The 12,728-nt window shown below is 43.9% G+C and carries 9 protein-coding genes and 1 pseudogene; 1 reads left to right on the plus strand and 9 read right to left on the minus strand.

Annotated features, from left to right (window positions below; all coding sequences use genetic code 11):
• Nucleotides 1-56: 56 nt before the first annotated feature.
• From ptsP to BLT91_RS17815, 9 genes are all read right to left on the minus strand, one after another.
• Nucleotides 57-1,799: a phosphoenolpyruvate--protein phosphotransferase gene (gene ptsP, locus BLT91_RS17775; protein ID WP_090823315.1), complete on the minus strand. Its 1,743-nt coding sequence runs from the start codon at nucleotides 1,797-1,799 to the stop codon at nucleotides 57-59.
• Nucleotides 1,800-1,801: 2 nt separating this feature from the next.
• Nucleotides 1,802-2,068, minus strand: a complete 267-nt coding sequence (locus BLT91_RS17780) for an HPr family phosphocarrier protein (RefSeq protein ID WP_090823317.1) — start codon at nucleotides 2,066-2,068, stop codon at nucleotides 1,802-1,804.
• Between the two features lie 38 nt (nucleotides 2,069-2,106).
• Entirely contained in the window at nucleotides 2,107-4,719 is a 2,613-nt protein-coding gene (gene mngB, locus BLT91_RS17785) for a mannosylglycerate hydrolase (RefSeq protein WP_090823318.1), read from the minus strand.
• Between the two features lie 65 nt (nucleotides 4,720-4,784).
• Nucleotides 4,785-6,713, minus strand: coding sequence for a PTS 2-O-a-mannosyl-D-glycerate transporter subunit IIABC (gene mngA, locus BLT91_RS17790; RefSeq protein WP_090823319.1), 1,929 nt, complete (start codon nucleotides 6,711-6,713; stop codon nucleotides 4,785-4,787).
• 134 nt (nucleotides 6,714-6,847) lie between these two features.
• Nucleotides 6,848-7,609 carry a MurR/RpiR family transcriptional regulator gene (locus tag BLT91_RS17795; protein ID WP_090823320.1) on the minus strand — a complete coding sequence of 254 codons (762 nt, stop codon included), beginning with the start codon at nucleotides 7,607-7,609 and terminating at the stop codon, nucleotides 6,848-6,850.
• Between the two features lie 349 nt (nucleotides 7,610-7,958).
• Nucleotides 7,959-9,158 (minus strand): DHH family phosphoesterase, encoded by a 1,200-nt coding sequence (locus BLT91_RS17800; protein WP_090823322.1) that lies wholly within the window; start codon nucleotides 9,156-9,158, stop codon nucleotides 7,959-7,961.
• Between the two features lie 370 nt (nucleotides 9,159-9,528).
• Entirely contained in the window at nucleotides 9,529-10,392 is an 864-nt protein-coding gene (locus tag BLT91_RS17805; RefSeq protein ID WP_090823324.1) for a DMT family transporter, read from the minus strand.
• A gap of 16 nt (nucleotides 10,393-10,408) precedes the next feature.
• Nucleotides 10,409-10,693 carry a metal-sensing transcriptional repressor gene (locus tag BLT91_RS17810; protein WP_254777001.1) on the minus strand — a complete coding sequence of 95 codons (285 nt, stop codon included), beginning with the start codon at nucleotides 10,691-10,693 and terminating at the stop codon, nucleotides 10,409-10,411.
• 406 nt (nucleotides 10,694-11,099) lie between these two features.
• Nucleotides 11,100-11,813 (minus strand): hypothetical protein, encoded by a 714-nt coding sequence (locus BLT91_RS17815; protein ID WP_090823328.1) that lies wholly within the window; start codon nucleotides 11,811-11,813, stop codon nucleotides 11,100-11,102.
• Between the two features lie 295 nt (nucleotides 11,814-12,108).
• On the opposite strand from BLT91_RS17815, the pseudogene BLT91_RS17820 reads away from it, so the two are divergent.
• Nucleotides 12,109-12,726 (plus strand): annotated as a pseudogene (locus BLT91_RS17820) (IS4 family transposase); the annotation flags it as partial.
• Nucleotides 12,727-12,728: the final 2 nt, after the last annotated feature.

Raw genomic sequence — 12,728 nt, forward strand, 5'->3', positions numbered from 1 at the left:
CTTACCAAAACAGAGGCTCTCCCCCGAAACATCTTGAGGGAAAGCCTACATAAATTTTACTCAATTAAGGCTTTGGCAGCGGATCGTACTTCTTCAGCGGTATCCATATTCAAGACCCTTACAAGAAGCGCTTGGGATACCGGCATAGTTAAGGACGATAAGGTAAACTTCTGTTTGGCAACTGATGCGCCGTCCATACTCCACTCGTCGAGTCCCATAGCTAACAGCAGAGGAGCAGCGAGCGGGTCACCGGCCATCTTGCCGCACATCCCGACCCATTTTCCTTCCTTATGGGCTGCTTGAATTAGGGAATGAATAGAGCGAATAACAGCAGGATGGAAGTAATCGTATAAATGCGCAACCTTCTCATTCATACGGTCTACTGCGAGTGTATATTGGACCAAATCGTTCGTTCCGATACTGAAGAAATCCACTTCCTTGGCGAACCGGTCGGCCAGTTGAATGACCGACGGCACCTCCGCCATTATGCCGATCTCGCACGATTCGTCGAAAGCAATATGATCAGAACGCAGTGCAGCTTTAACCTCTTCCGTTATAGCTTTGGCCTGCCTCAACTCTTGGATCGTCGTAATCATGGGGAACATGATTTTGGCGCGACCGAATACACTTGCCCGTAAGATGGCCCGGAGCTGGGTTTTGAACAGCTCCCGCTCTTGAAGGCAAAGCCGGATGGCACGCAAACCGAGAAACGGATTACTTTCTTTCGGCAGCTGCCAGTACGAAAGGTTTTTATCCCCCCCTATATCTAGGGTGCGGATGACGACAGGTTTGTCTTTCCATTGTTCCAGTACTTTTTTGTAAGCGGCGAATTGCTCTTCTTCCGTGGGGAAATGATCCGAGTTCATAAATAAAAACTCAGTACGGAATAATCCTACGCCATGTACCTCGTCAACGATTCCTTCGCGGAATTCTTCCGGCATTCCGATATTTACGGCCATCTCAACCTGCCTGCCGTCCGCCGTCAGGGCAGGTTGCTGTTTGAAGGCGGACAAGCGCTCTTCGAACGCTTCTTCTTGCTGCAGCTTGGTCAGGTACTCTTGCGTTGTGGCCGGTTCAGGGTTAACAATGCAAACCCCCAAAGTACCGTCAATGATGAGCTCGTTTCCATGCTCAATTTCAGCCAAAGCCTCACCTACGCCTACAACTGCAGGTATACCCAGGGAGCGGGAAAGAATCGCCGTATGAGTCGTTTCGCCGCCTAAGCGAGTGACAAAACCGAGAACAAAGCGACGGTCAAGCTGTACCGTTACAGAAGGCGTCAGATCATCTGCAATTAATATCGCCGGTTCCATCAATTGGGTCAAATCGGGATAAGAATTTTTTTGCAGATGGGACATTAGACGATTCGCTGCATCCTTTACGTCATGAATCCGTTCCTTGACGTAGGCGTTATTCATTTTTTCAAACAAAGCAGTGAGCTGATCGACGACGGATTGCACAGCTTTTTCCGGAGAGAACATTTTCTTTTCGACGTGCTTCACGATTTCACCGTAAAAAGCCGGATCATTCAACATACTTCGCTGACCTTGAATGATGACGCTTTTTTCTTCACCGAGTGTTTGCTTGGAGATTTCAATAATTCTCTCTAAGTCGGACAAGGTCTGATCTTTGGCAGAAGCCAGCCTTTTCAATTCCGTTTCTACGAAATGAGACTCGATTCGCTCCGGAAAGCTAACCTTTGCCTCAGGCAAAGCATATAGAAAAGCTCTGCCGAAACGGATTCCTTGCGATACGCCGATGCCGGCAATCCGCTTCTCACGAACAGGCAAATTGGACATGATTACTCACCAAACCCTTGCTCAAACAATTGGGCTAACGTCTCAACGGCCTGCTGTTCATCCTCGCCTTCTGCAGTGAGCGTAACGGACGTCCCTTTTTCGAGGCCAAGCGCCAGTAAACCAAGAATGCTCTTGACATCGATTTCCTCGTCTTCTCCGGATCTCAGCGTAATGTTTGAAGTAAATTGGCCCGCTTTGTCCGCCAGCAGTTGGGCCGGACGCATATGCATGCCTTGTTCATTTAAGACAGTAACAGTTTTCGAATACATAGTTGATTCCTCCTAGTCTAGATGTTATCGAATTCCATTTACTTAAAAAGGATCGAGCGAACTTGGTTCTTGCTAATCGATAAATCTAAACGGCTATTTTCTAAAGCAAGCGCTCCTGTAAATTGCTCATTCAAGTTAGCTGTATAGGCCTCTGTGATTAACGATGACAATGAGAAAGAAGCGGCTTTTTCGGTATCGCTCGGGTTATAGAATCGCAAAATGAAATAATCGCTGGTTTCCGCTTTTTTGAGCGTGCTGAGCACCACGCCAGGTTGATATTCCCTCAGGAAGCTGTAGCTGGCCGGCGTTTGAACACCGGACGGATTAAGCTTCATCGCATCGTATGGAATTTTGTTATAGAACTCGATCGGCGTCAAGTATTCCTTCGCCATTCTCGCCACGTTCGCATCCATAATCGAACCAGGATGAAACACTAAAGCAAATTGCAATGAGAGCTTTCCCAGCATTTGCGAATCCGGTGTCGGAAGCTTGATGCCCGAGGGGCGTCCTGGCCGGCGCAGCATATTTTCTTTCCCCAAGAATCCAACGCTGCGGAATAGCGTAATTGCAATCGTATCGAAATCGTCTCCAACAATTTCAAATTCGCGTGAGCTTCCTGTTAGCAGGGATACACCGTAATCTTCGTTGGACAAACCGACAAAACTAAGCATAGGGTAGATAGAATCCGGCCGTTCATCCCAATTTTCTTTCTCCCATACTTCCAAGGCATTATCGACTACCCCCCTCTTGATATAGCCGAACTGATTATCCGAGACGGAGAAAGAAGAGGCGATCCCGGTAGGAATGAGCATCCGAACCCGGTGGTCTTCCGCTCTGTTGTCTAAATCGATCACCGTTTCAATTATCGGTTTATGATTCGGAATATGCAATCTAATATGGACTTCAACTCCACTGTCCGTCACTTGAACTTTACGCTTTTGGAGATTGGACGGCACAGGGAGCGTGTAACGAATATCTATAGCCGCGGCGTAATGGTTTTGGCGAATATCGATTTCAGCCTTCACATGATCACTGTAAATCAGCTTTTCATCAGCTAATGGAGAGAAATCGTATTCGTCGCCGTCGTCACCTCCATTTTCAAGCAACAATACTTGGTCAAACATGCGGTTCAGTCGTTTATCGAATATCTTCAACGTACCGTTCGGATTTACCTCGATGCGATAAAAATCGGTCTCAATTTGATCTTTACTTTCAATGGAGTTCACTGACGGTTCGGCGCTCTCTGTAACAAAGTACGTTTTATAGCCCATAGCCGGCAGACGGTCCTTAAACTGCACGGTATATTTGATAAACGGATCATAATCGCCATAATGGACGATTTGCCTGTCAATAAGTCCCGGATCGATAATTTCACTGTCGAGAACTTCAAATTCGATTTCCATATGGTGCTCATCCATTAGCTTGAAAGCTGGCATCTTTGTAATCAAAGTTGTGGTGAGGACTTCCTCACGCTCATAAGGCACTAAATTGAATGCGGTGAGACGGTCAAAGGTGTTATCGGCGCTGACGGAATCGACGATTTTACGTTTATAGAAACGGATGAGCTGATCGGTTTTTTCCTCCGCCAAGAAAAAGCGGTTAAAGATTTCTTGATGGACTTTATCCGAGCAGCAACATCCGATGCTGTCATGGGCATGATTCTTCATCATTTCTTTCCAAATCAGCTCAATGAGCCCGTGATGATACTCGAAACCAAGACTAAAGGCCAAAGAAGCGAGCGGCTCCAGTATATTGGTAAGTTTATTTTCAATCCGTGCATTCGCCGCTTTAATATCCATACGGGTTGAATAAATGCTTCGGTGAACGCGCATATACTTGCCGTCGAGGAATTCTCCGCGCAGGGTAGGCAATCCATAATTTTTCTCTAATTCGTTAAAAATATGCTCATACCTGCTCAAGAAAAATTCCCGATCCGGATATAATTTGCGCAGTTTCTCCATAATCGTAAAAATGTTCTTCTGAATCGGCATTTGGTCATGACCGTTCGGAAGCAAGATATGCTCCGTTGTCGCTCCCTTGTCCAATATAGCAAAATATTTATCGATCCGATTCTTCAGCTTTTCTTCATCTTCCGGCAAATATTTTCCGATGGCATATCCTAGCGGCAATAATTGGACCAATACCTTAGAGCCGTCGTCGGCTTCCCAATAAAATTCCGTTTTATCGGTACCGTGCCGCTCGGAGGTTCCTCTCCAAAAGATCGTATATTTAATGTCGAAGCCGCTAAAAATTTGCGGCATTTGCGAAGATTGTCCAAACGAGTCGGGCAGATAGCCAATCATCATCGGCTCTCCAAACTCTTTGCTGTCTTTAAGACCGTACAACAAGTTCCGTACAATCGATTCCCCGCCGACCACCATCTCATCGGTTTGCGTATACCAAGGCCCGATAATTAATTTTCCCGCTTGCACAAGCTTCTTGACTCGCTCTTTATTCTCCGGTTTTGCGGCAAAATAATCTTCCAATACGGCCGTTTGGCCGTCAAGAATATAATAGGGGTAGTCCGAATTATTCTCGAGCACTTGCATGATTTCTTCCATGTTATTTACAAGCAAAATGCGGGACTCTTCTGTGGAAAAATACCATTCCCGGTCCCAATGCATATGTGGAACAATGTGAACTTTCTTCATAAAGCTTCCACTCCTATCCCGGTGATCTCTTGTTTCATTTTATACGGTTAGCTGATTAAACCATTTTATTTTTGGGCTCCTGCCAACTTGAACCTTCTGGTCAAAATGAGTAGGACCATCGAAATTAAGGCGCCAAGAATGGCTGCACCAAGCCATATGAAAGCTGCAACGAATGCTCCTTGACCTTTGAGCAGGGCAAGAGAGAAAATACCGGCTCCAGGCACATTGAGTCCGATGTTATAGTAAGCGACAATCGCTCCTGTAACGATGGAACCGCCAATTAAGGATGGAATAACGCGTAACGGATCATTGATCATGAATGGGATGGCGCCTTCCGTAATACCAGCCAATCCAAGAAGCCAGGTTTGCTTGCCGACCTCGCGTTCCTGTAGGGAAAAGTACTTTTTACCAAGCAAAGTGGCACCGGTTATGGAGAAAGCAGAGACCATTTTAACGGAAGCGAAGGCTGCGTAGGGAATAAAGTTACCGCTGGCCATTGCACCGATACAAAATGTATAGGCGGCTTTGTTGACAGGTCCGCCCAGGTCAAACGATACCATTGCTCCGATTATGGCGCCTAATATCAACGCGTTAGTACCGGAAAGACTTTGCAGCCAGGCGATTAATCCTTGGTTGGCTGCGGCTAGCGGTTTTCCTACAATGAATAGCATAATACCGCCCACGATAAAAGTGCCGAGTACCGGATACAGCCAAAAACTTACAAATCCAGCGAAGGTGCCCTTTGGTTTAATGGCTCTTTTCATGTATTTCAATACGTACCCGGCGAGAAGCCCTCCCAGCATACCGCCCAAAAAACCGCTGCCGATCAAATTAGCCGCAACACCAGCCGCAAAGCCCGGCCCGAGAGCCGGTTTGTCTGCGATCGAATAAGCCATATAAGCTGACAAGATCGGTATCATCAAGGTACCCAGCAGGTTTCCGCCAAGCTGGCGAATCAGCCAAAGCCAAGAGTTATTGGCATTATAAAGTTGCTGCAGACCGAAAATCTGCGAAATAAGAACTGCAGCGGCCAAAGTCATACCGCCAGCTACAATAACCGGAATAATATAAGAAATACCGGTGAGAAGCGAGTCCTTCACTTCGGACCTAAACGGCTTGTTATTGGTATCTTGTTCCTTGGAAGAACCGTTAGGTGCCGAATCACCCGAATATTCTTTTTTCGGAGTGTTTTCCGCCTTTGCCAAAGCTTGGGATAGAATCGCTTTTGCATCCCTCAGGGGTGCTGCCACTGACGTCTTTACTTTGGGCAGGTGATCAAACCGGTTTTCGTCTTTAACGGCAACATCGACTGCCAAAATAGCCACATCTGCTTTACGAAGAAGCTCGCCCGTGTGGCGGTCTTCAATGCCGTTGGCTCCTTGCTTTTCGACAAATACGTCGATTCCGAGCTCTTTTCCAGCCTTTAACAAAGCTTCGGCGGCCATGTAAGTATGAGCGATTCCGGCCGCGCATGCGGTAACTGCTATAACGGTTTTATTGGTAGCCTTCGGCGTAGTGGCTGTCGATACCGTTTCTAGTGGTAAATCTAGATTGGCGAACAATTCCTCACTCGAAGCGGATTGGAGCAGACGATTTTTGTACTCAGGCTTTGAAAGTCTTTTCATCAGTTCAGATAGAAGGGAAAGGTGACCTTTGCCTGCTTGCTCCTGGGGAATTGCCAAGAGTACGATGAGTTCAACTTGATTGTTCGGTGTGACACTTTCCCAATCTTTGATCGGATTCGTAACAGTTGCCACGGCGAATGCCGCTTCTTTTACAGCTTCCGATTTGCCGTGAGGAATAGCGAGCCCGCCCCCCAGGCCGGTAGGAGACAATCCTTCTCGGGCGATTACGGCTTCATAAAATTGTTCCTCGGAGATGAGTTTTCCGGCTTCCCCGAGCTTATTAACAAGGGCACGAATAGCTTCGTCTTTCGATTTGTATGATTGGCGCACGCTAATCAGCGCAGGTGTTGTAGCTTGTTGCAGATTCATTTTAATTGGCCTCCCTTGATGCACTTATGTTTCATTAGTGCCAATCGTAGCATAAAAAAAAATAAGAAGAATCGTTCTTCTTACTTTTACACATTACATTTATTATGTTTTGACTTTATGTGTATTTATACACATTATTTATCATGCTCGTTCATATTCCAGTAATACTCGGAAAACACCCTGATGACAATCATCAATGGGGTTTTGTCGGTAATATTATATTCATTCAGCATCTTCTTAGGAGAATGACAATAGAGATTGACATCGGCGAGCCGCTGAAGCGAGTTACGGTTGAAATGGGTAAGAGAAATCATTTGGATGCCTTTACTCTTGCATAATTCGGCAATCTCTAAAACCTGTGGAGTTTCTCCGGATAAGCTGATAAAAAAAACAAGTGCCTGTTCTTTTAGATGATTGATTTCGTGAATCATCTCATGGCGATGAATGAAAAATTCGGCTATTGTTCCAGTTATCTTTAAATTCTTCACCATCATCTCGCAAAAAGGGATACTGTTACCTACGCCAAAAAATAGTACACGCTCCGCCTGCTGCAGCATTTTGGACGCTATTTCCATCTTTTCCGGATCCAATAAATTAAGTGTTTGTCGGATATTGTAATATAGATTGTCTTTAGGAGTACCCTTCGTTACCACCTCAGGCTCTTCATTACGCATTAGTTCATCTTTGAGACTGTTTTTCAGTTGAGAAAATCCATCATACCCCAGCTTTTTGGACAATCGAGTAATTGTATTCGGAACCGTGTACAAGTGGGCCGCAAGTGCTTGAATCGACATATTGATCGAATCTTTTTTATTCTTTAACAGGTATTCAATGATTTGATCGTCAGTATCATTCAGCTTATATTCAAATTTTTGAACCCGCTCATCAAACTGCATGATTCATACTCCTCATTAAACTAATGCGGAACAAGGTTGGTCGTCGAACAAGAATTTTCGTTATTATATCAAACTTTGCTCTGTTTAACACACGATGGAACTCGGCAATGGCATTTCCTCATACATAAAGTCCGCCGTATCCTCCACCGAAATGTGAGTACCGTCTTCCTGAAGAACGTCTTTCTCGACCCCTCTTCGTAGCTTAGTCCCTTGAACTTAAAAATAAAAATTCTCATTTACGGGGTTCTGATTACTCATATGTTTGTTTCATCAGACACACTATATCCTGTTGTAACAAAAAAAAGCAAAGCCAATGCAACTGAAACTACCTTAACTTTGCTTATCTTACTTACACATTCTCTAGGGTTTTTGCTTTTCGCGCGGCCATATGCTCCATTAGAAATGTAACATACGTTTCGTCTCGAACTAACCATGCTGCATATTCCCTTTTGACGTAACGCTCTGCCTCTTCGAAAGTAGAAAAGTGTTGGTTGGATTCGACCTCGTCCACGTCGACTACCCATCTGCCTCCCGAAGGAAAAATGAACACTTGTTGTTCATTTCTATTCTCATAAAGTGATCCATAAACAGAATTTTTCGTGTTAAATGTATTTTTATTCGCATCCGCGCGAATGGGTTCCATTGGAAATGGCTTCGCTACATACCATTGATAGGCTTCGTCTGTCATAGAGCAACCGGAAGCTTTAGCATGGCCTCCTCCTCCATAAAGACCCGCAATTTCCGAGACGTCGATGTGCTCGTGAATCGTTCTAAAACTTATCTTTTTACTGCCCATATTCATAATTGCGATGTAATCCAAATGAGGATTTTCTTTGCCCAATTCGTTTCCAAGTTCAGAATGATAGGATTCCGCATGAACGATGCCAACATGATGATCATCAATACGGGAGTGGATGATTTCTCTCTTTTTTCTGAGCACGTAGCGTTCGATTTTTTCTTCTTCCATATCCAAAATTTTTTCTTCAAAGGGATCGAACGCAAAGTGCTCGCTTTGCTTAATGCGAGCCACCATTTTTTCCTCGAATTCTTCGATGGAAATTAGATAAAAGAGATCGTTTAATCGTTTGGCCACGAGGTATTCATTCTTTTCCCATTCCCATGTATCATACTGACGGACCAATTCGACGAATTCATCTAATCCCTTCATTGGCTTCATCAATCCGTTCTGGATCAGATACTCATAAAATAGAGAAGTTGCAGCTGCAAGTTTTCCATTTTCATACGCGATCTGAACCATTCCCCATGGATATTTGTTTAAATGAAGCGAGGTTTTATGATGATCAATAAGTTTTACTTTTCCACCCGATTTCACAAACTCGTTAAGTCCATGTTCATTCGTTTCATCCACGGATAAGTCGGTGATAAACAAATAGCTCTTTTTTCTTGATTTTTCTAAAAAGCGTTTTACTTGTAGATTCAAACCTCCTACAGAGTTATAACGGATTTCTACCTTTTCACCAAATGCTAATCGAGCTATTATACCGCAACCTACTCCATCTAGATCATTATGAGTATACAAATGATACAAGGGTACACCCCCCTGTTAATGATTTCCATTAAGATACCCTTTATCAAGTCACTTTATTCGGTGTTAATGGACAGAGAAATACCCTTGTTTTTATGAATATTCCTTTCTTTGTTCGAGCAGCTTCAACGCTTCGCCGACGTTACTGAACAAGCGCCCAACGCCTTCTGCCAACTTACGTTGAACATCAGTATCAGAATAGTGATTCCTTTAATCTCCCTAAACTTCGATTCCAAAGAGGTTGCACACCGACACCATCGCCTGTTGAATTATCCGTTCAGCCCTCGGTATTTAACTAACGTGTCCCGTTAGTTGAGCAAAATTCTGTCATTCGATTTACGTAGCCTGACTGTGTTGTTTATTCAATAAATGATCACTTTTGCTCAAATGTCATACCAGAAACGCCAATCAACATAAGAAGTCCTCCGCCGATGACTTGAACCGTTAAAGATTCGTTCAGTAAAAGCAGAGCACCAACAACACCCCAAAGTGTTGAGGTGGACGAAATTAGACCTGTCCGACCAGCTCCAATGTGTTGCATGGCAATGTAAAACAATGCCAAGGACAGTCCAAGTGAGATCGCACCACTTGCCACAATTCCAGGGACGACGTGCCATGAAACGGTTATTGGTTCATCAAAGACGAGTGCAAGTACACCCATCACAACACCAGCCACAAGTGCCTTCACAGAGACCAATGTGACAGCGGGAATATCTTCACCAAGTACACGTCCGAGATTATTTTCAGTAGCCCACCCTACGTAACCGAGTGCGATTAACAAATTTCCCATAGCGTTCGTTGAAAATAGACCATTTCCTGACCAAGACAACCAGATCGCACCTGCTACGATAGCAATACTCGCCCAAAGTGTTCTGGCCGTCAATTTCTCTTTGAAGAACATAAACGCTAAGAGAGCGGTAAAGACGGCTTCCGTGTTTATCAGTAATACGCCTTCTACTCCAGATGTCAACCGTAAACCGATAAAGTACAAACTCGGACCAAACACAGAACCTGCTAAAAGCCACCCAATGGTAACGAGCGGTTTCTTGAATACGAATCCTTTCGCGCGCAAAGCCCAAGGTAACAACGCAAGTCCTGCCGCAAAGTAAGTCCAAGCACCTGCTGTTAATGCGGGAACAGCTTCTTTAAGTAGCCACTTGTTCAGGACAGTAAAAAGTCCGACTAAGGCTGCTGAACCTAACGCCGCCCCATAGCCAGCCAATACACGTTGTTTCAAGTTTATATGCCCCCTATCAACGAATGAAGTGGTCTAATGCGTTGTGTAAGTCCTTCAAGACCTGTTCCTGGTTATCATGACCAAAAGAAGACACGACACACTCCTCTATGTGATCTTTCAAAATAACTTTGGCAACTCCATCCAGTGCCTTTCTCACCGCAGCGATTTGTAGCAGTAACTCAGGACAATCCCTTTCACTCTGAGCCATGTCTTTTATTGCTCGTACATGACCTTCGATCCTTGCTAATCGGTTGATAACCTGCTTCCGTTCCTTGTGAAAATGGTGATGATGCGTATCCAAAATAACACCTCCATAAGAGTTGGAAACATTAGGGGTAAAATAATTGTCTCAAGTTGAAAGTAAAGGAGTGCTTCAAATTGCCTCTGCAAGGAATAAGGTTATGGGTTGCTCTTGTTGCTGCAATGGTTGGAATCGGTGGGGGGTGTGGATTTACAATGGCGATGCAATCAACTTAGCAACAAGACAAGACTCCGTCAAGCTATGGATAAAATGAATGTTTCAAAATGAAATACAAATTTGATCCCATAGAATACATTTATTATCTAAAATAAGCTCAGGGTCATCTGAGTGTAGATTATGTAAATGTTTATTGGAGCATAACTGCCATTTAGTTTAATAAACAAAAGAGGAGCTGCCGCATAGCATGCCCCTCAACTATGGTTCTTCGTTAGCTCAAATTTTTGAGTTATCCTATTATTCTCCTTATTTCTTGATTGGCTACTTCTTCAACCCAAGAAACAAAGTTTGGACATTCATTTATTCTGTAAAACGTAAATTCCGGATAACCATCAAGAGGTGTTATATGCTCAAAACAATGGTCATGAGCAAGCATAATTATAGATGAGTTATGCTTATGGTATAGGGTAATATTACCGTTAGCCTCAAAGGCGAATGCTATGTAATCGCTGGGATTAATATAACTTACGAACTTCTCATCCTTATTCACATCTGCGAGATAATTTTCCCACCCTTGATGAATGCCTAACTCTGCATCTTCAAGAGTCAATGCTGAATCCAAATTTAAAAGCCAACTTATTTCAGTTTCGTTCCATCTTTCTTTAATTCCTCCAAAATATTGTAAAAGTATCTTATGTTCGTCGCATAATGGCTTATTAATATCAACTGCAGGAGGTTTAACTAACCAACCGAAAGAATTTCCTTCATCATCAGACCATCCTAATAATTGGTAGGATTCATTGTTAACCTGAACGTTAGTAACACGTGCCTTAACTAATAAATTACTCAAAACTGGGTAAAGGTTTGTGAATGAGTCAGAAAAATTAAAGAAGTCCTTGCCTTGGAAGGTCTCAGACAAGGTAACTTTATCACTTGGCTTAATGAACCAAGAAGTATCATTATTAAAATCATTCCAATCATTGTTTGAGATATTTGATTCCACTTTCACACTTCCTTTAAGGAAAATTTCATTTCAAATGTATATGTTCCTTGAAAAACTCCATTTTCCTTCTTTTGGAAATAAGGTGTGCAACCACGCTATACTGCCCGTCCCTCGGTTTTAAGGGTTTATCTCACATTTACTCACTCATTCGCAGGATTTCGTCGCCTTGTATAATAGCTGTACTCCAGAAAGTAAGCTTGTTAGACACCGTCGTTCCATTTTTGGATATGCGGGAACAGAAGAAACGTGTGGAACATTTCTCCAAATGCTATACTTCTGCACGCATACTCCACTGATCAAAGAGATGAAAGAGCGCTACCGCTTGAATGGCAAGTTGATGACCTTGAAAGAACTGTACGCCACTCTTCCTAAGAACAAGAGTAACGAAATCTTAGGTTCTGTCATCGCCGAAACATCCAGTGGGTTACCCGTTAAGTTGGTTTTCGTTCAAAACCGTAACAAACGCCGGGAATGGCTGGCGATTCTCAGTACCGACCTGACGGTAAGTGCAGACGAGGTCGTTCGAGTCTACGGAATGCGCTGGAGCATCGAGACCTTTTTCAAATTCACCAAAAGCTATCTTAAGCTGGGCACTGAGTTTCAGGGCCGCTCTTTTGACATGCTCATTAGCCATACGACTGTGGTATTCAGCCGTTATCTAGTCATGGAGTTTGAGCGTCGGCAAGAGAACGATGCCAAGTCGCTGGGGGGTCTATTTTTCCTTTTTGCTGATGAGGTAAGAGACTTGGATTACCAAACTGCATTGCAGCAACTGATGACGTTGTTCCTGCAGATAGCCGGAGCCAAGACAAAACAGGAGAAGTCCAATGTATTTTGTCAACTCCGCGAGTGGATCTTCGGTTTACCCAGCTACATCAAGGGTTTGTTCATAGATTTAAGCTGCGAAAGTTGAGT

The organism is Paenibacillus sp. yr247, from assembly GCF_900103825.1.
Classification (GTDB): Bacteria; Bacillota; Bacilli; order Paenibacillales; family NBRC-103111; genus Paenibacillus_E.

Coding starts and splice junctions, on each gene's coding strand:
- BLT91_RS17780 (WP_090823317.1), bottom strand. CDS start 2,068: ATGTATTCGAAAACTGTTACTGTCTTAAATGAACAAGGCATGCATATG.
- BLT91_RS17795 (WP_090823320.1), bottom strand. CDS start 7,609: ATGCAGTTTGATGAGCGGGTTCAAAAATTTGAATATAAGCTGAATGAT.
- ptsP (WP_090823315.1), bottom strand. CDS start 1,799: ATGTCCAATTTGCCTGTTCGTGAGAAGCGGATTGCCGGCATCGGCGTA.
- mngA (WP_090823319.1), bottom strand. CDS start 6,713: ATGAATCTGCAACAAGCTACAACACCTGCGCTGATTAGCGTGCGCCAA.
- mngB (WP_090823318.1), bottom strand. CDS start 4,719: ATGAAGAAAGTTCACATTGTTCCACATATGCATTGGGACCGGGAATGG.